The organism is Bacillus sp. MMSF_3353 (assembly GCF_030733445.1).
Lineage (GTDB): Bacteria > Bacillota > Bacilli > Bacillales > Bacillaceae_G > Bacillus_A > Bacillus_A wiedmannii.
Map to the genome: position 1 here is coordinate 211,372 of NZ_JASHJA010000004.1, position 24,550 is coordinate 235,921.

Here is a 24,550-nt window from a genome sequence, read left to right on the forward strand (position 1 = left end):
TACGCACTTAGCTAAAAACCATACCATTTGTATTTCATATGAATACTGTATATATTATAAATTTTTATTTTAGGAGGAAAAAATGAAAGCTGTTATTCTTGCAGGTGGATATGGAACAAGGATTGGGGAAGAAACTCATTTAAAACCAAAACCTATGATTGAAATTGGAACAAAGCCTATTTTATGGCACATTATGAGTTTGTATAGTCATTACGGGATTACTGAGTTTATTATTTGCTTAGGCTATAAAGGATATGCAATTAAAGAATTCTTTCTAAATTACAACTTACACATGTCCGATTTTACGATACATTTAAGTGACAATACAATTACGAACCACTCTCATCGCATTGAACCATGGAAAGTTACATTAATTGATACTGGTCTAAATACCGAAACAGGTGGACGAGTTAAAAAAATACAAAATTACGTCGGGGATAAACCTTTCTGCCTCACTTATGGCGATGGATTAAGTAATGTAAATATAAAAGAACTCATTGCATTTCATAAAAAACACGGTAAAATGGCGACTGTTACAGCCGTACAACCTCCTGGTAGATTCGGTTCTCTCGTATTAGATAAACAGTCTGTCACATCCTTTCAAGAGAAGCCACTCGGGGATGGCGGATGGGTTAACGGTGGATTTTTCGTTTTAAACCCTGATGTTTTCAATTACATTAGCGGAGATAAATCTGTTTTTGAAACAGACACTTTAGTTCAGTTAGTAAACAAAAATGAACTAGCCGCATATCAACATTCTGGTTTTTGGCATCCGATGGATACATTGCGCGATAAAAATAAATTAGTCGAGCTATGGGAAAGTAATAACGCTCCGTGGAAGGTTTGGTAATATGGCTTCTTCATCTTTTTGGAATAAGAAAAAAGTATTTATTACAGGACATACTGGCTTTAAAGGCTCATGGCTCACCCTTTTTTTAACTTCTTTAGGCGCAGAAGTAATTGGCTATTCTTCTCATCCACCATCCATTCCAAACCTTTTTGAACAATGTAACGTAGCAAAAGAGTGCATAACAATTAAAGGCGACATTACAGATTACGATTCTTTATTACATGCCCTAAAACATCATAACCCTGACATACTATTTCATTTAGCTGCCCAGCCAATCGTCACCACTTCATACAAAAATCCTATCGAAACATTTAAGACGAATGTTTTAGGTACTGTTCACGTATTAGAAGCGGCAAAACATATAGAAAGTATACGCGGCATCATTAATGTTACAAGTGATAAATGCTATGAAAATGATGGGAGCGGTAACCGTGCATTCGTGGAAAGTGACCGATTAGGAGGTTTCGATCCTTATAGTGCTAGTAAAGCTTGTGCTGAACTAGTGGCGACTTCCTATCAAACCTCATTCTTCCGCACTAACACTCAGAATCTTGCCTCAGTAAGAGCAGGTAACGTTATCGGCGGCGGTGATTGGGCAAAAGACCGATTATTCCCAGATGTCATTCGTGCATATTTACAAGATGCTACGTTAAATATTAGAAACAAACACGCTATCCGCCCGTGGCAACACGTATTAGATCCTTTACATGGCTATATCCTTTTAGCTGAAAAACTTTGGAAAGACGCCGAATTTGCAGCGGCGTGGAATTTCGGCCCGATAAATGAACCTAACAGAACCGTTCATAATGTCATTCAATCTATAATGAAATTATGGAATAAACCACTAACAATCCTTTCTCCTCATACAAACACTCCTTATGAATCACCTATTTTAACACTCGATAGTACAAAAGCAGTAAATAAACTCGGTTGGACTCCTAAGTTATCAACAGATCACTCTATCGCTTGGACTGTTGATTGGTACAAGAAATATGCATCTGGTGAAAATATGGAATCTTTCACGCGCCAACAAATCGATGCATTCAAAAATTTATAAGGGGGCTATAAAATGGAACTGAAAAAATGCCGTTTTTGCCACTCATTACTAACAAATACTTTTCTAGATTTAGGTGTTTCCCCTCTCGCTAACTCATTTGTAGATCCAGAACACTCATATAAAATGGAACCATTCTATCCACTGCACACGTTTGTCTGTACCTCTTGTTTACTCGTACAATTAGATGAATTTGAATCTCCTCACAATATTTTTCATGACTATTTATACTTCAGTTCTTACTCATCAAGCTGGCTACTACACGCTAAGCAATATGTAGAAATGGCGATTAAGCGTTTCAACTTAACCAATCATTCGAAAGTGATTGAAATCGCGAGTAACGACGGGTACTTATTACAATACTTTCAAAAAGAAAATATCGAAACGTTAGGAATTGAACCAGCAAAAAATGTAGCAGAAATCGCTATCCAAAAAGGAATTCCTACTGAAGTGAATTTTTTCAGCAATGACTTTGCAAAAAAATTACCAAAAGCTGATTTAATCATCGCAAATAACGTATTGGCACACGTCCCGAACTTACATGATTTTGTCGCTGCTTTAAAAACGTTATTAAAACAAGACGGAACAATAACAATTGAATTCCCGCACTTATTAAATCTCATATCCTTTAAACAGTTTGATACGATCTACCATGAGCACTTCTCCTATTTCTCACTTATAAGTCTTCAAAAAGTTTTAGCTCATCATCATTTACAAATTGTCGATGTAGAAGAGCTTGCAACGCACGGTGGTTCCTTACGTATTTTTGTAAAACATCATAGCGACAAATCCACTATCCATTCCAGTGTTACAAAATTAATCGAAAAAGAAGTAGATCACGGGCTAAATACATTAGATTGTTATCTCCTTTTTTCTAAACGCATCGAGCAATTGAAAATAAATATTTTAAAGTTTTTTATCGAAGCAAAAGCTTTAAACAAACAAATTATTGGTTACGGTGCACCAGCTAAAGGAAACACCCTTTTAAATTATTGCGGAATAGGAAAAGAATTTTTAGCTTATACAGTAGATAAAAACCCTCACAAACAAAATCTCCTACTACCAGGAACACGCATTCCAATAAAATCTCCAGAAGAAATTAAGCGTACAAAACCTGATTACATTCTCATACTCCCTTGGAATTTGAAAGATGAAATTATGAAAGAATGCTCTTTCATTCGTGAATGGGGCGGCAAATTTTTAGTAACCATTCCAGAAGTTGAGGTAATTGAGCCATGAAAAAAATTCTTGTAACAGGCGGTAGTGGATGGATTGGTAAATATGTTGTAAATTCTCTTATACAAAGGGGCTATGAGGTGCACGCCACTTATCATACAAAGAAGCCTTCTCACATCCCTTGCCACTGGCATAAAGTAAACTTACTTTGTGATGAAGAAGTAAAAAAACTCATTTACGACATGAAGCCTAGTCATCTCATTCATTTAGCTTGGGAAGCAGTGCCGCCAGCTTGTTATGTATCTATTAATAATTACTATTGGCTTACATCCAGCATCTCATTGATTCAGCACTTCACAACATGCGGCGGAAAGCGAGTCGTTGTTGCCGGCACCGGCGCAGAGTACGAATGGTTTAACGGCGTACTATTTGAAGATTCACCGCTTCTTTCCTATAAAACACCGTATGCATTATGTAAAAACGCACTACACTCTTGGCTACAAACGTACGCTGAGCAAACCGGCCTCAGCATGTGTTGGGGCCGCATCTTTCATATGTATGGCCCTCACGAACAAGGGAATCGGCTCGTTTCTAACATTATCACTTCCTTATTAAAAAATGAGGAAGCACTATGTACACATGGAAAACAATCAAGAGATTTCCTCCATGTGAGCGACGTCGCTGATGCTCTCGTAACAGTATTAGAACATGGCGTTACAGGCACAATCAATATCGCTTCTGGTCAATCTGTACAAATTAAAGAATTAGCTTCTATCATTGCTAAAAAGTTAGGAAAAGAACATTTAATTAAACTAGGTACGATTCCTTTCTCTAAAGATGAACCTTTATTCGTCGGCGTTAATGTAGAGCGTTTAAAAACTGAAGTAAATTGGAAACCAACATACGATCTAAATACTGGGATCGAAGAAACAATTTTATGGTGGGAATCATTTATAAAAAAACATAACGATACGCACCACTAAAACGCAAATCCTTCGTCCCTCTCGCTAAATCCTTATACCATTCTTCTAATTTTTCAGGTGTAATAATATGATGTGTTCCCATTCCCCCATGCTTACTAGCTTCAGAAAGAGTCGGGCCAATTTGTAATTTCCTCTTTCTCATCGCATCGTTCCAAGGGCTGAAACCAAACCATGCAATACACGCAAGTGGCGGATAAATCATAGATTCATGTGCAGATAAATGTCTCCCAACCGTATAACTTCCGTGTTCATGATTATGAATAAATCTACCTCTTCTCCATAACGCCCAATCTTCTGGTAAATAACCATGAAATCGCTGTTTCATTAAAGGTATTCCAAAGTTAAGGTCCGGATAATTATAGTTAAGATCATCGACCATAATAAGCCCTTCCAGCCAATACATCCTCCCTCCCAATTCATTCAGGGATTTCCAAAACTGATTTTTATCTTGCACACAAAGAAACTCGGTCGTATTTAAAATTATTTTCCATCCTTTTACTTCTTGTTCTATCCTCATCACTTCATGATCTGTCGCTAATACATCAAATTCTGGATTTGCAGAATCTCGTACTTCCCAGTGTGGTGCGAATTTTTTACAAATTTCAACCGAACGATCTGTTGAACCTTTATTAATTAAAATGCCATGATCAAACAGTTTCGTATGATGAGCAAGCCACCACGGTAATAAATACTCTTCATTGTAAAAATGAGAAATAACGGTTGTAGTTATAACAATCTCCTCCTCGTTCTCTATTAATCTACTTTTTCATCCTACTCTTACTATACTTATCAGTTATGTAATTGGTTTCTTTTATTTTTAAAATATGTTTTTCTACCATATACTATGCTTTCTTAGACAACCACCATTTTCTAAAGAAACATCCCAATAAACTGAAAATTAAGTTATAATATCTTTATTAAATTATGAAGGAGGAATGCACTCATGTACTACAACACTTCATTCGAAAACGATCAACCTGTAAGCCGTCTATAAACTAAGGCGGGCATTCATATAACACTTAACACTATGCCTCGTCTTAGGGAACTCATAAAACCCTAAAAATAGACGGAGGTACTTTACATGAAACAAACAATTTTAGGAGCTATATGTTTATCACTAGCAGCTAGTATATGGGGCGGTATGTATGTTGTTAGCAAATATGTACTCGACTTTATCCCACCACTGACACTCGTTTGGCTACGCTTTATTATCGCTTTCGTTGTTTTATATTTCATTTTGAAAATAGTTGAGAAAAAGCAACAGAAAAAAGTAACCATTCACAAAAAAGATTGGCTACTCTTCGCCTGGATTGGATTTATCGGATATTTCATTTCGATTACTTGTCAATTTATCGGAACAAAATTATCTGACGCTCATACAGGCTCTTTAGTAACATCAGCTACACCTGCATTTATGGTTATATTTGCAGTGATCATTTTAAAAGAAAAACTAACCGCTCGTAGACTGCTATCTACTATCATAGCGACAATCGGTGTAATTATCGTAATCGGATGGGATATTGAAATTGGCTCCTATTTTATCGGTACAATCATATTAGTCGGGGCCGCTATTACGTGGGCTTTACTATCCATTTATGTGAAGATTGCTTCAGCTCGATTTTCATCCTTAGTTATTACAACGTACGCCATATTCTTTTCACTCTTTTTCATTACACCTTTTATGATATGGGAACTACAATCAACCTCTATCGAAACAATAAATACGTACGTAATATTAGGCGTAGTATATTTAGGAGTCGTCTCAACGGCAGGTGCCTTTTTCCTTTGGAATAAAGGGTTAGAATTAATGGACGCAAGCATCGGCTCGTTATTTTTCTTCTTCCAACCTATCGTCGGATCATTGCTTGGTTGGTTACTCTTAAATGAGACATTAAATATTAACTTTTTTATTGGTGGTATTCTTATTATATGTAGTGTTTTCATTACTACTTTTGAAAAGAAATGAAAAAATAGGCAGAGATTCTTAATCTCTGCCTGTTCCACATTCTTTACGCACTCCAATGCGATGGACGGGACAACACTTTCGGTAATTTCGTATGTTTATCCCCTTTCGCTGCATTAATTTGAACTTGCGTCAGAAAAATACTATTTGTGAAATCCGCCCCGCGAATATCTGCATCTCGCAAATCTGCCCCGATAAGATCTGCTCCTCTTAAATCTGCTCCATTTAAGTTAGCCGCAATTAAATAAGCTCCTCTTAAATTCGCTCCTTGTAAATCTTTCTTCTTCAAATTTGCTCCCATAAGGTCTGCTCCGCGGTGACTAATTCGTTTCTTACGCGCGGAATTCATTTCCTTCCAAACTAGCTCACTCGTTTCTAAAAGTAACACATTTACTTCCGCACGGTGTAATGGAATATTTACTTTCATTAACTCGTCCGCATTTAAATTTGATAAGCGCTCCGTCTCTTCAATTGCTTTACTTAGTTCTTTATGAATCGATTGTGTCGCCTGTAAAAGAATCGCCTCATTCAAATACCACAGTATTTCATGAAGCTGATGCATAACTGGAAAAGCATCGTACATTTTTCTCGCATGCTTAGCATCTTTTCGCCAATCAATCCCGTTAAACGTAACTTGCGAAATCTTCTGCCCAGCCCCGAAACACTCAAACACTGTACAACCTTTATAACCTTTTCCTCTAAGATTTTTATGTATGCTACATTTAAAATCTGTTTGTAAGTTAGAACATGGCTTCCCGCCATCTTTATTCACCGCAAAATCTACCGATGCTGCGAACGCTAACGCCACGCAACATAAACCGAAGCATTTTTCGCAGTTTGCTTTTAAATGATCGTTATGATTAGTCAAAGTATATACCCCCTGTTGTCTTTTGACTATTTCATAATATTCCAACCTTATTAAATAATCAATTTAAAAATAAATGAGCTTCTTTCATTTCAAATCATAACTTTATCATTCGATTTCCTTTCAATTGAAAAAGACAGCTTCTATCTAATGAATTATAATTAAATTATAAATATTCAAACTAAAAGGAGACTTACTATGGCACTCGAAATGAAAACAAACTGTCAAATTTGCGATCAATCTCTCGGATCAAATTCCGAAGCCTACATTTGCGTGTATGAATGTACATTTTGTGCACCGTGTACAGAAGAAAGACAAAACGTTTGCCCAAACTGCGGCGGCGAATTAGTACGTAGACCGAAAAAGAAACAATAAAAAGCAAAGCGATATCGCTTTGCTTTTTTACTGTTTTTGGGATATATAGAAATTCTACCAATCACAAATTAAACGTTCAAAAACTTCACACAAACAGGCTCTGGTACAATAACATCAGATTGTAACAATGTTAACTCACCTGTCGTTTCATTTCTTGAAAATAGCACAAGATTATGTGACTTTTCATTTGTAACAACAAGAAACTTTTCAGTCGGATCTAATACAAAGTCCCTCGGCCAATTTCCTTCTGTAGATGTATGTGCAACAAATGTAAGCTGACCTGAATTTTGATCCACACTGAAAACAGCGATACTATTATGACCGCGATTACCTGCATATACAAAGCGGCCGTCAGAAGAAATATGAATCGCACTTCCTTGACTATTGTCATCAAATTCTTTTGGAACGGTAGAAATATACTGCAACTCTGTAAAGGACCCTTCTTCCGGATTATATGATAATGCAATAACTTCCGAACTAAGTTCAGTCATTACATACGCATACTTTCCGTTCGGGTGAAAAGTAATATGTCTAGGACCACTTCCTGGGTTCACAGACAAGCTATTCACTTCCTTTAACTTACTATCTTTTATTTCATACGTAATGATTTTATCAATTCCTAAATCAACGCCCACCACATATTTTTCATCAGGAGTATATCCCGCGTAATGCGCATGTGGTTTTTCTTGTCTTTCTTTATTTGGACCAGAACCTTCATTTGCCATAATCGATGTAACAGGATTTACAGTTCCATCTTCTTCATTAACTACGAAAGACTCAATTGTTCCTTTATGGTAATTTGCTGTAACTACCGTACCGTTTTCACTATCCACACTAATATGACAAGGAGAAGCCCCTTCTACTACTTGTCTGTTTTGTTCCGTTAGCTCTCCTGTATAACTGTTAATCGAATAAGCAGCTACACCACCAGCTTCGCCTTCCTTAACAACAGAATAGAGATATTGATTATTTTTACTAATCGTTACATATGTAGGGTTATCCAGCTTAGCCGCAAGCGTTACATTACTAACTTTTTGTGCTTCCGTATTTAAAGTAAAAGTATATATCCCTTCACTATTTTCTTTCGTGTACGTTCCAACATATCCAATAAACTCTTTGTTATCCGTCATTTTCATAACCCTCTCCCTATAGTTTTTGTTCATCATACTTCTTACCAAGTTCATAAAACTATTTTTGATTGAAAGAATATCCTAAAAAATCGGAGTACCTCTTTTAAGTTACCATATTTTTCTGCCAAATAGCCTCTAAACCCATTTTTTCTGAAAAGCTGCTATACTTTCATATTCTTCTTCCAAGTGACGGGCCAAACGAATATAGATCGGTATTAATTCTTTATATTTCTCCACACTTTCCATGTTTGGCTCATGATAAAAATTGGCACCTACCATATTAGAAACTACATGTAATGTATTTATTTCACCTAAACTATATAAACCGAGGATAGCTGCTCCTAGACAAGAGCTTTCGAAACTTTCAGGAACGTATACGTCTTGATGAAAAATATCTGCCATCATCTGTCTCCAAAGTTCCGATCTTGCAAAGCCACCTGTCGCTTGAATTTTTTTCGGTTCGCCAATTAGCTCTTTTAAAGCAAGAAGAACTGTATACAAGTTATAAATGATTCCCTCTAAAACAGCACGGATAAGATGCTCTTTCTTATGATGTAGTCCAAGCCCAAAGAAAGACCCCCGCGTATTCGCATTCCATAAAGGAGCTCTTTCTCCTGCTAAATACGGATGAAATAATAAACCATCAGATCCAGGATTAACTTTTGCTGCTATTTCAGTAAGCAATTCATAAGGATCTTTTCCTAAGCGCTTCCCATGCTCAACTTCTAACGCACATAATTGGTCACGAACCCACCTAAAAATCATACCACCATTATTCACCGGTCCACCAATTACCCAAAGGTCCTCAGTTAACGCATAGCAAAAAGTCCTACCCTTCGGATCCGTTACAGGATGATTTGTGACAACTCGCACTGCACCGCTCGTACCAATTGTAATAGCAACTACTCCAGGTTTTATTGCATTCACACCTAAATTCGATAGTACTCCATCACTCGCTCCTATTATAAAAGGAGTAGTAACAAGTACATTCATCTCTCTTGCAAATTCTTCATCTAATCCTATTAAGGTGTGCGTAGTTGGAACGAGTTTAGAAAGCTTTCCCTCCGAAATTCCTGCAACACGAAGAGCTTCTTCATCCCATTTTAAAGATTTCAAATTGAACATTCCTGTTGCTGATGCTATAGAATAATCAATCACATATTCCTTAAATAACTTATAGAAAACATATTCTTTAATAGAAATGAATTTATAGCTTTTTGCAAATAAATCAGCATGTTCATTTTTAAGCCAAACTAATTTCGAAAGTGGTGACATAGGATGGGTTGGTGTTCCAGTACGAAGGTAAATTTCATGACCATTCATATCATTCTTTATTTTTTCTGCCCAACTTGCGCTTCTATTATCTGCCCAAGTAATACATCTCGTTAACGGCTTCCCTGCTTCGTCTACAGCAATGACGCTATGCATTGCCGAACTAAAAGAAACACAAAGAATATCAACTGGCTGTACATTACTTGATTGTATAGTTTCTTTAATCGTATGTATGACCGCTTGAAAAATCTCTTCTGGATCTTGTTCCGCTGTTTCTGGTGCGGGAGTATACAAAGGATATTCAATCCCATGACTTGCAATAACAGATCCATCGATCGAAAACAAAACTGCTTTTGTACTAGTTGTCCCAATATCTACACCAATCATATATTTCGAACTCACTATGTAACCCCTTTCAAATCATTCCTATAACAAAAGAGCACCATGGTGTCTACAAAAAGACGCTCCCTTATGAGAGCTACGTTTTCATAAACTTCACTCTCATAAGGGGATCCTTTTTATAACCATTGTGCTGTTTTGAAAATGCATGGTGTCTTTTCATATCGCTGCTTTTACGTAATAAGGTACCAAGCTCGAGATTTATTTTAAAGGATGAAGTTACATAGAGATTGGTCCTCTCGTGAAAAAGCAATTTGTGTAAACTTTACTTCCTTATAACTTAGGCGCCTTCGCCCAATCCGCAGCAAACTTCTCAATACCTTGGTCTGTTAATGGGTGCATAGCAAGTTGTTCAATGACTTTATAAGGAATTGTTGCAATGTGAGCACCTGCCATTGCTACACGAGTGACATGGTCTGGATGTCTAACAGAAGCCGCAATAATTTGTGTATCTAATTGATGAATATCGAACAATTCAGCTATTTTAGCAACTAATAGTACGCCATCTTCAGAAATATCATCTAGGCGACCTAAAAATGGTGAAACATAGGTTGCACCTGCTCTAGCAGCTAAAAGGGCTTGGTTCACAGTGAAAATAAGGGTAACGTTCGTTTTCACACCTTTTTCAGTAAGGTAACGACAAGCTTCTAATCCTGCTAGCGTCATTGGAAGTTTTATCGTGATGTTTTTATCGCCACCGTTAATTTTAATCAGTTCTTCTGCTTGTGCGATCATTTCTTCAGCTGCAACAACATCTGGAGTTACTTCTGCCGAAACAGATTCAACTTTAGGCACTGCCTGACAAATTTCTGCAATACGGTCTTCAAACTTAATGCCCTCTTTCGCTACTAAAGAAGGATTCGTTGTAACGCCGGCTAAAACTCCAAGTTTATATGCTTTTTTTATGTCCTCAAGATTTGCAGTATCAATAAAAAACTTCATAATTCATTCCCTCCATTTTTTAAACGTTAACGAGTTATAATTTTAAGATATTTATTTCTTTTCTACTGCATGTCCACCAAACTCATTACGCAGTGCTGCTACAACTTTTCCTGTAAATGTATCATTGTCTAATGAGCGGTAGCGCATTAATAGAGACATTGCGATAACAGGAGTTGCTGTTTGAAGGTCTAATGCTGTTTCTACTGTCCATTTTCCTTCACCAGAAGAATGCATAACACCCTTAATTTCATCCAATTTTGCATCTTTAGAAAATGCGTTTTCAGTCAATTCCATTAACCATGAACGAATGACTGAACCGTTGTTCCATACTCTTGATACTTTTTCATAATCGTAATCAAATTCACTCTTCTCTAAAACCTCAAACCCTTCACCAATAGCAGCCATCATTCCGTATTCAATTCCGTTATGAATCATTTTTAAGAAGTGACCGCTACCAGCTTTTCCTGCATATAAGAATCCATTTTCTACAGCTGTATCACGGAAGATAGGTTCAACGATGTCCCAAGCTTCTTGATCTCCTCCGATCATGTAACAAGCTCCATTACGCGCACCTTCCATTCCGCCAGAAGTTCCTGCATCCATAAAGTGAATGCCATCTTTCTTTAGTTGCTCATATCGGCGAATAGACTCTTTATAATGTGAATTACCAGCTTCAATTAAAATATCTCCTTTTGATAAAAGCGGAGTGATCTCATTAATAACAGAATCAACAACAGCGTGCGGAACCATTACCCAAAGAATTCTTGGTGATTCCAATGATTGCACAAGTTCGTTTAAACTAGACGTACCTGTAGCACCATACTCTTTCATTTCTTCCACCGCACTCGTATTTAAATCGAATGCAGCTACTTCATGTTTATGATCCATTAAATTCTTCCCTAAATTTAATCCCATTTTACCTAAACCAATTAATCCTACTCTCATAATATAATTCCTCCTTGAATTACCTTTCATCATAAATACATGTTAATAAAATGATGAATATCTTTTTGTCATATTGTTTTACATATAAAGAAACGTATGAAATACCTTCATGTAAGAATGTACTTATTTTTTCAATTCCTCATCTAACCACCATTTAAACTCACTTTCTTGTAATAGAGCATTCGCAGCATCTGGACCATACGAACCCGACTTATATTCATGAAGTGGTAACAAGTTTTCTTCGAATGCTTCAAGTATTGGCTGCACCCATTCCCATGACAATTCAACTTCTCTCCAGTGTGCAAAGAATGTAGAATCTCCACATACAGCATCATAGATAAGCCTTTCGTAAGCTTCAGGTATTCCCACACCTGTTTGCTCACAAGTAAAATGAATACGGATCGGTTCAAGCTCTCCATTGTTCAATGGATTTTTACTATTTAATTGGAGTGAAACATTTTCATTTGGGCTAATTTCAATGATTAACAAATTAGGCGCTGCATTTGGATTACTATCTTGATACTGCTGTTTTAATGTATTTTTAAACTCAATTACAATACGAGTAGACTTTTCTTTCATTCTTTTTCCTGTTCGTATGTAAAAAGGAACATCAGTCCAAAATGGGTTATCAATCCATAAGCGAGCCGCAACAAATGTATCTGTTTGAGAAGAAGGATTTACTCCTGGCTCCTCTCTATACGCCACAACTTGTTGTCCTTTTATCTCCCCTGAAGCATATTGTCCGCGAATGATATGGTTCTGAACGTCTTCTTTTTTCACTTTACGAAGAGTCTCCATCACTTTTCGTTTTTCCTCACGAATTTCACATGCATTAATCTTTTCCGGCAGATTCATAGCAGTCATCATTAATATTTGCAGCATATGATTTTGAACCATATCGCGAATGGCTCCTGCATGATCATAATATGCTGCCCTTTCTTCTACCCCAACCGTTTCACTAGCTGTTATTTGTACATTCGCTATATGTTCTTTATTCCAAATCGATTGAAGAACAGGATTTGCAAATTCAAGTGCTTCAATATTTTGAACCATCGGTTTACCTAAATAATGATCAATACGGTATATTTCGTCTTCTTCAAACGTTCGACTAAGCTTATCATTCAGCTCTCGGGCAGATGTAAGATCATGACCAAACGGTTTCTCAATCATTAGACGCTTCCATCCATCTGTTTTATCAAGTCCACTTTCTTTAATATTTAAAGCAATGGTCTCAAAGAAGTCAGGAGTAACTGAAAGGTAGAACATTCTATTCCCTTGTATATTTTGTTCTTCTTCCCTTTCATGAACTACTTGTAATAACCTTTTATAATCTTCTGGCTTATTCACATCTAACGGACAATAACGAAAATACTCTAAAAAATCTTCTATTTTCGGAGTACCTTCTTCTCTGCGACGAGAAAAAGTTTCTATGGATTCTTTTACTCTTTTTTGAAAATCTAAATGAGATACTTCACGTCTTCCAAGCCCGATAACAGATATTGGCTTTGGAAGCTTTTGATCTCTATATAAGTTATATAGCGCGGGGTAAATTTTCCTTTTCGCTAAATCCCCTGTCGCTCCAAATAAAACAAAGGTCATCGATTCCAATTTCAGTCCTCCTCGTGATGTATAGTCATTGCCAATATAGTAAGAATGCATTGTACAGAAGCTACTATTATTGTTGATCCAATCTTACTTCTTAACTTCTAATTTTTTATATTTGTCGCTTTCTAATTGTCCCCAATATTAATAGTGGCAATTCAAAGCATTTTCCCCACATCCTACTTACTCAGTTATACTTATATAAAATAACTAAATTACAAAAAATAATTAGGTTATTTTATGTCTATCATATTAACTACATAGATTATTATCGTCAAGGAAAGTGTCTTGAATTAAAGATTTTTCATTTCGTAACATCTTATTAAAAATATGTTCATGAACTGAATAATAAAAAGGAAAAACCGAACATATTCTTGTTCGGTTTTTCCTTTTTATTATTGCTTTAAATGATTTTTAACTGCCCTTATAACTAATTCATGATCTTCTTCTGGTGGTAACCCTGAAACTGTTATCATTCCAATAACTCCTACATCTTTTATTTGCACAGGAACGCAACCACCAAACGCAGCATAATCCGACCTATCTAAAAGATACTTTTCATTATATGGAACACCCGTTATTTCACTTTGTATTTGCATATAATACGAGCTATGATTGTGCAAAGAAACAACTCGTTTTTTACGCTCAATCCATTTCGTATTTTCCTCAGTTGTCCCCGTCATCTTGAAATGAAATAATTGCACACCATTTTTCGCTATATCAACAGCAATCAATTTCCCTTCCTTTTTCGCTGTTTCAACGATAAATAAACCTATCTGCAGTGCATCTTCATTTGTAAAAGAGGAAAATTGAAGTGTTTCCTCCTCTATTAAAATTTGTTTACTTATTTCATTCAAATTTGAAGTACTCATATGTTTATCCCCCTTACTCACTTTATGCCACATTGCTATTTTTAAAATTATGCGACCCTACCGTACGGACTTTCCATATAACTAATAACGTAAAGCGTATTCTTTTCTTCTTGTTGCTATTATGAATTATATTTAACGCACTAAAAATGTATGTCCTCTAGCGCTAAACATTTCGTATAGAAGTTTTCTTCCAGCTACTACTTACAAGCATAAAAAAACCAGTTGCTTAAGCAACTGGTTCACTAAAAGTTTTATCTAGGATATTCATTCAACCAAAGGAATGCTTGTTCATAATCATCGAAAAATTTTACAGATTTTTTTGTATTAGATTGTTGTAAATAATTCAGTATCTCTCCTTCTTCAAGAAGAAAAGCCATTGCCTTACTGTGTTTCAAAATCGTTTCATTGAAAAATTTCTCTTTCCATGCTTTTTGAACAGAAAAGTGATCTGGTATGTATCCTTTTCTATCGATCAACAATTTGTATTTCCGCCCTTCGGAAATGAATTGCTGACAAACTTGCTCGAAGCCATTAAACCATTCATAAACATCATCTGTTTTAATCTTGCCTATAAGACGAGTAACAATTATATCTCCGGAAACCGTTGTACTAATATTCAGTTTACTCAATCTGAAATCATCTCCCTTACTTACCATTATGCGTGAATCCCTCATAAAATCAATAAGATCAAACTGTAACGCATTAAAAAGGGACAGACTCTCCAAACGGAGAAACCTGTCCCAAAATCGTTCTATTTTGCATTAGAACTAACAATCGTGAATTAGAATAATGATTTAATACTTGCTAAAACAGTAAGTACACCTACAATAATAACAAATACGTTACTCATTTTCCCTTTGTATTTAGCTAGTACTGGTACTTTTTGAATCGCATACATCGGTAATAGACATAAGATAGCAGCAACTAATGGACCGCTTAGAGAATCAATAAGTCCAAGAATACTTGGATTTGTATAAGCAACAAACCAGCATGATAATACAACAAAAGTAAGGACGATTGTTTTAATTGTTTTTTCTTCAATAACTTTTCCACGTGATTTACCGAACTTAATAATCATGTCACGCATTACTTCAAATGCTCCGATATAATGGCCAAGGAAAGATTTTGTAATAGCCACAAAAGCAATGATTGGAGCTGCAATCGTAATTACAGGTGAATTAAGCTCATTAGCAAGATATGAAAGGATTGATAAGTTTTGCTCTTTTGCCATTTTTAAATCCTCTGGAGTCAAGCTTAATGTACTACTCCAAACGAAGAACATAACTACAGCGAATGTCATGATATAACAAACTTTTTGTATTTGCGCACATTTAGCATCAGTAGCTTCTATTCCATACGTAGCTCTCTGTTTTACAACAAATGATGAAATCATAGGTGAATGATTAAATGAGAATACGATGATTGGTAGAATCAACAGTATCGTTCCAAAATATCCTGTTCCTGTTGAAGCAGTAGAAACAGCTGAAAAGCTAAGCATTGACGTATTCCACTGTGGAATTAAAGATATTGCGATAAAAAGTAGAGAAGCTATGAAAGGATACACTAGCATACTCATGATCTTTACGGTAATATCTTGACCAAAATTCAGTATAGCGATAAGACCAAGAACTAATACAAGTGATAAAATAGCCCTTGGAGGCTCTGGCATGTGCAATTGATGCACGATAAAACTACTTGCAGTATTTGTAAGCGCAACCGAATACATTAGCACGATTGTATAAATTGAACCGAAATATACGATGTTAAAAATGATACTTGCTTTATTTCCGAAATACTCTCTAATTGTACCTGTGATCCCCTCATCAGCAGAATTAGAAGCGTATATCATTTTAGCAAGTGCCCTATGTGAGTAATACATAACTGGATATGCAAGCAATGTAATTAGTAGTAATGATAATAAACCACCTGAACCTGCATTAATCGGTAAAAAGAGCACCCCTGCTCCAATTGCAGTTCCAAATAGGCTCAATGCCCATGTAGTATCCTGCTTATGCCACTTTTTCGGATCTGCATATTGCTCATTTTCTAGTGCGATATTTTCAGCTTGAACTTCTATTTTCTTTGCAGTATTCCCGTTCATATAATAACTCCCCCTTGTATCCTATTCTTGCGTATCTCTTTATAGCTAACGAACATTCCCTTTTTTCGGAAAATAAATTCCTTACAAGTTGCCCCACATTGTATGTCCTTCATCATAATGAATCCAAATTGAAACATTCGCTAGTTAGCGTCCTAACATAAATGTTAGCGTTCACAAAAAAGTTTACTCGTACTATCCACTCTTTATATAAAGACCGCTTAAGAGAACAATATTGAATAGACTTCATAAATACGTTGCAACATTTCTAATAACAGTGTGTTACTTTAATGGTTTCTCTTACTTACTTGTAACAGTAATTTTAGATAAACCAGCCTCTCTTCATTTATGAGGCATTTCTTTCTCAATTCTATACATCACTTTCATAACTTCGGCAGCATTTATGGTATTGATTACACAAGCTACTGAAGCACTTTACATACATTTCGCCTCTAATCACACGCCTTTCTTTCTATTAATCGCATTTTTTATATTTTCTCCAGAGATCATAAAATTTCTCTCGACGCCCTCATTATAACGTGTATATTTATAAAATTAATATTTTTATATTTTCAGAAATATTCAATGGATATAATTTTACATGGATAATAATTTACAGTTAGCATGCAACCCTTGTTCCTATCGCTTATAACGGAATTAATCAGCAAAAAACACAGTAAAATATTGTTTATTCAAGATACTCATTTTAAAAATTTTTATATTCTTCTTTATCTAAAAATTTTATTTTGATTTAAAAAAGATATTCTAATAAATAATTAACGTGGTTAAAAAGAAATTTCTTTTTAAATGCATAAACCAATTTTTAGGTTATATATTATCAATATTGCATTCATATACATTTTTAGGAAAATACATATTTTAACTTGATGACAATAAGAGAACCGCTAACATTTCGCAAAAATCTTCGCTAAACGAAAAAATAAAATAAGCTGCCCATATATGGACAGCTTATTTACATCATTATCATTGTTAGGTGTAGGCAAACGAATCACTTCAATGTCATCTTAATTTTAGTTTTTTCAAATCTTCTTCAGGGATATTTCTATGTTTGTATTGAATGGGTTTTATTTCATTTCCTTTTATACGAAAAGTAATTGTGTCCTCTCCATAAGGCGGATTGTGTGCCCCTTCAAAAGTTTGAATTTGCACAGTTACATAGAAAATATAATTTGCTTCGTCTTTTGTTATTTCAACAATTTTTTCAGAACCCCGGTACCAAAGCTTCGGTTCCTTATAATATTTTTCAACTTCTTTACTTATTGGTTCTAATAAAAGATTAATTACTACTTCTTTTAAATTTTTTTTGGTACAGGGATTCTGTTAATCCTTTTTCTATTTACATTTATAATTTTCCAAAAACCACTTTTCTGTTCAACGGTATAAAGAACATTCGTACCATCCTCTTTCCAAAGATGAAAATAACCTTTAGTCCCCTTAATATATAATCGTGGTTCATCAATCCATTCACCTTCTGTTTGAACTATACCTAAAAACAGTTGAGTAAGCGGCGTTATCTTATAACCTATTTGATTAAAGTCACCAAACGAATAAAGTTCATAACCAGTTAAATCTATGTCAAAATATTCGTTGATTTCATTTTCACTTTTTCCAATTGCTTGAGCAGAAATACAGGGTAATAAAAAACTCAGAAGATATATGATGCTAATTATTTTTATTTTCATACCATCAATCACCTCTTTTATTAAAATGCAACAAAAGAGATGATATTATTGATTATTACACCATTAAACCTATTAAATACGAATAATGTAATCTTTAAAACCCCTCATTAACTAGCTCTTTTATCAAGTTTAATTTTGCAGAGAGCTCAATAAACCATTCTTCATCCCCTGTTAATAATGCAAGGTCTATAAGATAAAGGATTTGCTCCTTATTTATTACTTTTGATTCAGGGAGTTTGTTAACGTGTTTACTAAAGAGTAAAATCGCTTCGTTCATTGTGTACTTGTCGTCACGTTTCACAATGCTAACTGTAACTACATCTTCCACTTCATCAAGTGATACAATGTAACCAACTATGAATTCACCCTCATTTGATATTCCACGAACCCAATCTCCCACTTTTAAAACATGATTATTATTTGACATCATACTTTTCACCTTCTTATAAATATTTTTTGTAACGATAAAAAAGATATAAAAACTAACTTTAACTGTAATTCTTTTTATTACAGTTGTTTTTTAAGAACTCACGGCTACATAATAATTAAGCCGCTTAACGTTCTTGATTAATAAGGTCAACAACTTCTTTCATTGTATAATTCTTTAAATATTCACCTAGATGTTCTTCCGCACCTAAGAAAATAGCAAAAAGAACTTTCCGCATGTTCGAACCTACAATACACTGATCATTTGATTCTGGACACTTCGGCTGCAATGCACCTTCAGAGGTTATTTGATACATATTCCAAAGATTAATTTCACTTAAATCACGGGCAAAAATAAAACCTCCACCAGTTCCCTCTTTTGATTGTATAAACTTATGTTTTTTTAACAAACTTAGCACTTTGCGAATGCGTACTGGATGAACACCTGCACTTTCTGAAATAGCATTACTTGTTGACATCCGATCTGGCTGTAAAGCTAAATAAGTTAAACTGTGAATGGCCAAGGTAAAGTCGCTGTTCATCGTTGTCCTCCTACGATAAAAAATATGATTTCTCGCTTAGTAACATACTGTAGCCATAAATATTACAGATAGGTTAGTCAAACGTTAAAATATATAAGAATCATGCTTAGCATGAAAAAATAAATCCCTTTATATTCTATCAGAACTCCCCTATATCTCCTAACTTCATGTAGCTTTTTAAGTTGCAAATAAATTTAAACAGTCCACTGTTTCTTAACTTGTTCTTCTGCCAATTGTTTAATTTTTGTCCAAATCGTATCTTTACTCACAATAACATTTGTGTGATAGTTTCTATCTTTATAATTAACTGTAACACATACTTCAATCACTTCTATTTCCTCCTTTCAAAATATTACTTATTAATTAGCCATTTTTTGCAATTCAATATTCAAAAATGTTCGAACGCTACGCGGTAAAAATTTGCGAATTTCTTCCTCGTTAAAACCAACCTGTAATCTTTTTTCGTCCAGCATAATTGGACGACGTAACATTTGAGGATACTCAATTATTAATTTATAAAACTCATTAAGCGAAAGCGCCTCAATATTTATATTTAATTCCTGAAAAGTTTTAGATCTAGTTGAAATAATTTCGGTAGCACCATCTTCAGTTAAACGAAGAATGGATTTAAGTTCATCAACTGTAAGCGAATTTGATACGATATTTTTTTCGGTATAATCAATTTGATGTTCTTCAAGCCATGCTTTTGCTTTTCGGCACGAACTACAGCTTGTTGTCGTATATAAAATCACCATATTTTACACACACTCCTTTACTTTTTAAATTATTATATAGATTATTGAAATGTATTAAAAAAAATTACAGTTTAGAATGAAATACACGTTATATTTTTTATTCGAGAATATTTAATTTATCTGTTTTTTACAAACAATAGCAACTCACTTCTAAAAACTATACTGTAATTTTAAACTTTACAGTTCTATTAATCAACTGTTAAGTCTTGGATGCATTCCATTAGCGAAATAAATTATATTCCACTTTATTTATTTCTTCCCGACATGTTTAGCATAATAAAAGCTACTGCATTGAACACAGCAACATTGTAGGAGGAAATACGCGGACAAAAAAAGCAAAGCGCGCACACTTTGCTTCTTACAAAATCCCTTTTAACTTTTTACCAATTAACTCCGCTACATATTCATAACCTTGTCGACCAAAATGCACACCGTCTTTTTCATCATCTTCTACTAATCTTTTATAATGAGGCTCTTGAATCATTTCAACATATAAATTTAAAAAATAACTTCCTGTTTCCTTCGCCACTTCCTCTACTACGTCTGCATACTGACCAAGTACTTTATTTGTTCTATTATGCTGACGTTCTTCATCAACTGGCGCAGGACTAATAAGTAATATCTTTTCTGGTGAAATCATACTTACAATCTTCCCTAAATTATCTTTGTATACTTGTAATGGTACTGGATCGAATAATACCGAATCATTCGTACCAAGAAAAACTGTTACAAAGTCTGGTTTATGTGATAGTACATCCTCTTCAATCCTATGTAACGCATCGAACGTATTATCACCCGGAACCCCCGCATTTACCACCTTCCAATTTGGAAACATCTCCCGCAACCGCGGTGTTAACCTCGGTGTTCCATCAAAAAACGTTTCATCAGCTGTAACACTATCACCAAAGCATACTAACGTTTTCATAGAGCTAACTCTCCTTTTACGTACGAAACAACTTTCCTTCTACCGCCTTAATATATCTTTCAGCAGAACGTTCCACTGCCTCATTTGCATTCTCTTTCACTACTCGGTGAAAAGCATTATATAAACGATTAAATTGTAACGGCTTCACTCGATTCGCCATTTCCTCCACTTTTCTCGCCGGTAATGGAATTAAGTTTGGATAGCTGTACATGAAGCTCACCCACTGCTGATCCGCTACGACTTGAATAATATCACCTGTTAATAAAATACCTTTCCCACCATTTCCTTCTTCCCAATGTAATACAGAACCGCCGCTAAAATGTCCTCCGAGACGATGAATAGTAATTCCGTCCGCTAATTGTAAAGACTCGCCAGACCAATAAATAATACGACTACTCGGGCGTACTACCCACTCTTTATCGTCTTCATGTATATAGATTGGTACATCAAACGTTTCTGCCCATTCTACTTGCGTTGAATAATAATGAGGATGAGATAGCGCTATCGCATCTAACCCGCCCCACTCCTTTATCTTCTCAATTGTCGTTTCATCTAAATAAGTAATACAATCCCATAGTAATCGATACGCTTCCGTTTTTACTACATATCCCGTTTGACCAATTGCAAATGTCGGTTTTGTCGTAATACTATAAAGCCCATTTTCTTCTTCTATCATTTCATTTTTATATGTACCACTCGATTGCAAGTTTTCTAAAGTCGTCCAAGACTGTCCTTTCGGATTCACATATTGTCTCTCCTCATCACAAATAACACAACTTACCGGTTCTTCGACACTCGCTGCATACTGTACGCCGCACGTTGTACAAACGAAATTTTTCATAATAATTCCCCCTATCCCTATATTTTTATGAAGCTGATTTTTGTTGATAATGATCTAATTTTTTATTTTCAATTAATAAACCGATTAGAGTCAGTAAGTAGACAACTGTAACTGCCAATGGAATGGCAGTAAATCCATTGTCTGCAAAAAGATTCCCGCAAACTGATGTTACGAGCACAGTCCCTACTGACAATAAACCATAACTTTTACTTTCATAAATCCATACGTACGGTACAAAATGAACCCCTATTAACATCGCTACTACAAAAGGTAGCCACTCTGGAAATTGAAAATAGGCAAGTAATACAAACGGAATATTTAATACATTTATCCCGCCAATTAATCCAGCTAAAGTTCCTAGCGGATTTCCTTTCGCAAACATATCAATTTTCAATATAGCAGCTATAATTAAGCCAAAAGGAAATACACAACCCATACCAATTAAATACACCCACACAACTTGTTTTTCTGAAAGAAGAATACCCGTTACACTTGCTACAATCCAAAATAAAATACCAGCTATTATAACTGGAAATCCTCTTTTCGTTCTTTGTGCTAAATCTCTTTTTGCTTCTAGAATGTTCATTTCACTATCTCCCCCAAACTATTTGTACTATAAAGCCGGCTCAATTTCGTCCATCCAATAACGCCAAGCTACTAAGTAATCTTCTAAATCTTTCGGGTGTTGTCTTAAACATGTATCTATACGCAAATATAATCCTATGACTATCTCCTCGTATAAATCTCGTTCTTTTTTATGAAATACACATTGCTTCATCGCAAAATCAATTGCTTCTTTTGTTACATCTTCAGGAGTTGAACAGAACGCATAAATTAAATCATATAAAGGATCTCCAAGGACTGGTAACGGATCAATTACTCCATGTAACTTATTCTGCCGGAATATAAAATTATGAAATCCGAAACCACCATGTAATAAAAAGGGTTGATTTACTCCGGCTTCCCTATTTGCTAGTTTAAGAACCGTTCTATATTCTTCTTCACTTATGTAACATCTTACATTTTCATAAGCTTCCATCACATTTGCAGTTAAAAATTCATTCCAAGATTGAACCGGACCTTCTTTCCATCCCCAGCCTTCTGCCTCTGGAACCATTTTATACTTATTGATAACTTCTTTTACAAGTGTACGAAGCGTACTTCGTTTATATCCTTGTTTACACGAAGTATTACCTTCCAGGAAAGAATACACGAAATATGTATGTAAAGGTTCCTTATACAAAAGCTTTGAAAATAAAGTATTCCCCTCATAAAAAGAAAGAAAATTAGCTTCTTCACGTATTACTTCCGCTTCATTCAGCTTTACTACATATTTTTCGTCCAACAAATATACAGTACTTTTCGTTCCTCCGTTCAACGCTTTTACGCTATTTGGAGCATGTGAAATAACTTTCTCTTTAACTAGTTGTGCAGCAATTATTGAAATGTCCATTCTCTCACCCTTTAATTTCGAAGATCCCCCCAATTCAAAAGACAACTTTACTATTATTTGACAAACGAATAGGAAACCCCTTCCAAAATCTTAATATAACAAAAATTCATTTACTTTTATATTTCAAAAATAAGGAAATACTAACAACAACGTTACATACATATTAGGAGGACAATATGAAACCTGAATTTTTAAAAGCAGTACATGATGCCATTGGAAGTGTCGAACACATTCATATAGAAGAAAGCGGTGCTGACAGCTTACTTATCCATCATGATGATGCACAGCAATTACAACAAGTCGCTAAAACGTTAGAAAACAACAATTTCCGCTCTGCTTTAAGAACAACTGGAGATGCTTCGTATATTGAAGTGTTGAACAGATAATGAAAGTCTGGATGTATTCCGGGCTTTCTTTTTTTATCCCACATTAACGGGCAGTAAGACCCCCACTGATTAAAGTTTCACTTTATATTGAAACTTTAAACTCTTTCACATACACCGCTGTTCCAGCAATATCTATTTGTAATTTCTCATTTTCTACATCTTTCGTTACATATACCGTTACACGGCCATCTTTATTCATTTCCTGTCCTTGTTCAACGATTAATTCCATTTTATGGTCAAAACCTTTCTCCAAATACATCGCATAGTACGCTCCCATTACACCTGAAGTTATTCCTGTCACTGGATCTTCAATCGTTCCAGCATAAGCCGATGAGAAATGACGCCCATGCATTTGTGCCTGTTCATCATAAGTTTCTAAGCAAACTGGATGAATAGAAGCGTTAGGTATTTCTTTTAATACCGATGGAAACATCTCATTGTTAGGCTTCATTCTCTCACATACATCTAGATTTTTAACCGGTACAATTACAGTCCAGTTTCCTGTACTTCCATATACAATCGGTAAACTTACATCTAAATCATTTACGTCCAAACCAATGCTATGAGCTAATTCTTCTTTTGAACATGCAAATTCTTTAAACTGAGGTGTAGCCTGCCTCATTTTAATAAAGGTTTCTCCCTTTTCATTTACATCTATTTGTATTGCTAAAACCCCTGCCTTCGTTTCAATCGTAAAACTTGTTTTCTCTTCTAATAAACCTCTTTCACACAAGGCAAATATTGTTCCAACTGTTCCATGACCACATAAATCCATTTCAAAACGAGGGGTAAAATAGCGAACCTTTAAATCTGCTACTTTTGAAGAAAGAACGAAAGACGTTTCGTTAAATCCAACTTTTTCAGCAATACGCTGCATTTCCCCTGCTGTTAATCCATCCGCCTCTAATACAACACCTGCTGGATTCCCCATATTTGGTTTATTCGTAAATGCCTCGTAATGAAATACCTTTATAGTCTTCATTTTCTTTTCTC

At 35.2% G+C, this 24,550-nt stretch carries 26 protein-coding genes and 1 pseudogene; 7 read left to right on the forward strand and 20 right to left on the reverse strand.

All coding sequences use genetic code 11. The features are described from left to right. Positions 1–82 precede the first annotated feature (82 nt). The 4 genes from rfbF to RBB48_RS11980 are packed head-to-tail and all read left to right on the forward strand — an operon-like array spanning position 83 to position 4,063. The gene (gene rfbF / locus RBB48_RS11965; RefSeq protein ID WP_306007685.1) at positions 83–850 is read left to right on the forward strand and encodes a glucose-1-phosphate cytidylyltransferase; all 768 of its coding nucleotides are present in this window, start codon (positions 83–85) and stop codon (positions 848–850) included. A 1-nt stretch (position 851) separates the two neighbouring features. After that, a complete protein-coding gene (gene rfbG, locus RBB48_RS11970) occupies positions 852–1,907 on the forward strand; it encodes a CDP-glucose 4,6-dehydratase (RefSeq protein WP_048546516.1) in 1,056 nt (351 codons plus the stop codon). 12 nt (positions 1,908–1,919) lie between these two features. Then, entirely contained in the window at positions 1,920–3,143 is a 1,224-nt protein-coding gene (locus RBB48_RS11975) for a class I SAM-dependent methyltransferase (protein ID WP_306007686.1), read from the forward strand. After that, positions 3,140–4,063: an NAD-dependent epimerase/dehydratase family protein gene (locus RBB48_RS11980; RefSeq protein WP_048546522.1), complete on the forward strand. Its 924-nt coding sequence runs from the start codon at positions 3,140–3,142 to the stop codon at positions 4,061–4,063. Before RBB48_RS11975 ends, RBB48_RS11980 begins: the two co-directional genes overlap by 4 nt. On the opposite strand, the gene RBB48_RS11985 is transcribed toward RBB48_RS11980, so the two are convergent. Beyond that, positions 4,032–4,817, reverse strand: coding sequence for a glycosyltransferase family 2 protein (locus RBB48_RS11985; RefSeq protein ID WP_306007757.1), 786 nt, complete (start codon positions 4,815–4,817; stop codon positions 4,032–4,034). The genes RBB48_RS11980 and RBB48_RS11985 overlap by 32 nt on opposite strands. A gap of 327 nt (positions 4,818–5,144) precedes the next feature. On the opposite strand from RBB48_RS11985, the gene RBB48_RS11990 reads away from it, so the two are divergent. Continuing rightward, entirely contained in the window at positions 5,145–6,029 is an 885-nt protein-coding gene (locus tag RBB48_RS11990; RefSeq protein WP_306007687.1) for a DMT family transporter, read from the forward strand. Positions 6,030–6,072: 43 nt separating this feature from the next. On the opposite strand, the gene RBB48_RS11995 is transcribed toward RBB48_RS11990, so the two are convergent. After that, positions 6,073–6,894 (reverse strand): pentapeptide repeat-containing protein, encoded by an 822-nt coding sequence (locus RBB48_RS11995; protein WP_306007688.1) that lies wholly within the window; start codon positions 6,892–6,894, stop codon positions 6,073–6,075. Positions 6,895–7,089: 195 nt separating this feature from the next. Here RBB48_RS11995 and RBB48_RS12000 point away from each other — a divergent pair, with 195 nt between their 5' ends. Beyond that, positions 7,090–7,266, forward strand: coding sequence for a DUF1272 domain-containing protein (locus RBB48_RS12000; protein WP_306007689.1), 177 nt, complete (start codon positions 7,090–7,092; stop codon positions 7,264–7,266). A gap of 68 nt (positions 7,267–7,334) precedes the next feature. On the opposite strand, the gene RBB48_RS12005 is transcribed toward RBB48_RS12000, so the two are convergent. The 17 genes and pseudogenes from RBB48_RS12005 to RBB48_RS12085 all read right to left on the reverse strand — a co-directional run bounded on the left by RBB48_RS12005 (position 7,335) and on the right by RBB48_RS12085 (position 23,171). Next, complete coding sequence (locus tag RBB48_RS12005; protein WP_306007758.1) at positions 7,335–8,396, reverse strand: lactonase family protein; 1,062 nt, start codon at positions 8,394–8,396, stop codon at positions 7,335–7,337. Positions 8,397–8,531: 135 nt separating this feature from the next. Then, complete coding sequence (gntK, locus tag RBB48_RS12010) at positions 8,532–10,073, reverse strand: gluconokinase (protein WP_306007759.1); 1,542 nt, start codon at positions 10,071–10,073, stop codon at positions 8,532–8,534. A 267-nt stretch (positions 10,074–10,340) separates the two neighbouring features. Further along, positions 10,341–11,009, reverse strand: coding sequence for a fructose-6-phosphate aldolase (gene fsa / locus RBB48_RS12015; protein ID WP_048546534.1), 669 nt, complete (start codon positions 11,007–11,009; stop codon positions 10,341–10,343). A 51-nt stretch (positions 11,010–11,060) separates the two neighbouring features. Then, entirely contained in the window at positions 11,061–11,954 is an 894-nt protein-coding gene (gene gnd, locus RBB48_RS12020) for a phosphogluconate dehydrogenase (NAD(+)-dependent, decarboxylating) (RefSeq protein WP_088609547.1), read from the reverse strand. Positions 11,955–12,077: 123 nt separating this feature from the next. After that, a complete protein-coding gene (gene zwf / locus RBB48_RS12025) occupies positions 12,078–13,562 on the reverse strand; it encodes a glucose-6-phosphate dehydrogenase (RefSeq protein WP_060487784.1) in 1,485 nt (494 codons plus the stop codon). Between the two features lie 389 nt (positions 13,563–13,951). Continuing rightward, complete coding sequence (locus RBB48_RS12030; protein WP_170968437.1) at positions 13,952–14,461, reverse strand: heme-degrading domain-containing protein; 510 nt, start codon at positions 14,459–14,461, stop codon at positions 13,952–13,954. Between the two features lie 218 nt (positions 14,462–14,679). Next, a complete protein-coding gene (locus RBB48_RS12035; RefSeq protein WP_306007760.1) occupies positions 14,680–15,102 on the reverse strand; it encodes an STAS/SEC14 domain-containing protein in 423 nt (140 codons plus the stop codon). A 107-nt stretch (positions 15,103–15,209) separates the two neighbouring features. Continuing rightward, a complete protein-coding gene (locus tag RBB48_RS12040) occupies positions 15,210–16,529 on the reverse strand; it encodes an aromatic amino acid transport family protein (RefSeq protein WP_046954708.1) in 1,320 nt (439 codons plus the stop codon). Positions 16,530–17,546: 1,017 nt separating this feature from the next. After that, positions 17,547–18,229: pseudogene (locus RBB48_RS12045) on the reverse strand (DUF3888 domain-containing protein). A gap of 94 nt (positions 18,230–18,323) precedes the next feature. Next, a complete protein-coding gene (locus RBB48_RS12050) occupies positions 18,324–18,659 on the reverse strand; it encodes an IDEAL domain-containing protein (protein WP_000987459.1) in 336 nt (111 codons plus the stop codon). Between the two features lie 124 nt (positions 18,660–18,783). After that, the gene (saiR, locus tag RBB48_RS12055; protein ID WP_001083471.1) at positions 18,784–19,197 is read right to left on the reverse strand and encodes an Rrf2-family transcriptional regulator SaiR; all 414 of its coding nucleotides are present in this window, start codon (positions 19,195–19,197) and stop codon (positions 18,784–18,786) included. A 194-nt stretch (positions 19,198–19,391) separates the two neighbouring features. Next, positions 19,392–19,526 carry a BA3454 family stress response protein gene (locus tag RBB48_RS12060; protein ID WP_000573513.1) on the reverse strand — a complete coding sequence of 45 codons (135 nt, stop codon included), beginning with the start codon at positions 19,524–19,526 and terminating at the stop codon, positions 19,392–19,394. A gap of 30 nt (positions 19,527–19,556) precedes the next feature. Further along, a complete protein-coding gene (spxA, locus tag RBB48_RS12065) occupies positions 19,557–19,952 on the reverse strand; it encodes a transcriptional regulator SpxA (protein WP_306007690.1) in 396 nt (131 codons plus the stop codon). Between the two features lie 358 nt (positions 19,953–20,310). Then, positions 20,311–20,877, reverse strand: a complete 567-nt coding sequence (locus tag RBB48_RS12070) for an SGNH/GDSL hydrolase family protein (RefSeq protein ID WP_306007691.1) — start codon at positions 20,875–20,877, stop codon at positions 20,311–20,313. A gap of 16 nt (positions 20,878–20,893) precedes the next feature. Further along, positions 20,894–21,718 carry an MBL fold metallo-hydrolase gene (locus RBB48_RS12075; protein WP_088609548.1) on the reverse strand — a complete coding sequence of 275 codons (825 nt, stop codon included), beginning with the start codon at positions 21,716–21,718 and terminating at the stop codon, positions 20,894–20,896. 25 nt (positions 21,719–21,743) lie between these two features. Continuing rightward, positions 21,744–22,304, reverse strand: coding sequence for a DUF7010 family protein (locus RBB48_RS12080; protein ID WP_088609549.1), 561 nt, complete (start codon positions 22,302–22,304; stop codon positions 21,744–21,746). 27 nt (positions 22,305–22,331) lie between these two features. Continuing rightward, complete coding sequence (locus RBB48_RS12085; protein ID WP_306007692.1) at positions 22,332–23,171, reverse strand: phosphotransferase; 840 nt, start codon at positions 23,169–23,171, stop codon at positions 22,332–22,334. Positions 23,172–23,347: 176 nt separating this feature from the next. Here RBB48_RS12085 and RBB48_RS12090 point away from each other — a divergent pair, with 176 nt between their 5' ends. After that, on the forward strand, positions 23,348–23,557 hold the full coding sequence (locus RBB48_RS12090) for a hypothetical protein (RefSeq protein WP_044443258.1): 210 nt from the start codon (positions 23,348–23,350) through the stop codon (positions 23,555–23,557). Between the two features lie 82 nt (positions 23,558–23,639). On the opposite strand, the gene RBB48_RS12095 is transcribed toward RBB48_RS12090, so the two are convergent. Continuing rightward, entirely contained in the window at positions 23,640–24,539 is a 900-nt protein-coding gene (locus tag RBB48_RS12095; RefSeq protein ID WP_306007693.1) for a PhzF family phenazine biosynthesis isomerase, read from the reverse strand. Positions 24,540–24,550: the final 11 nt, after the last annotated feature.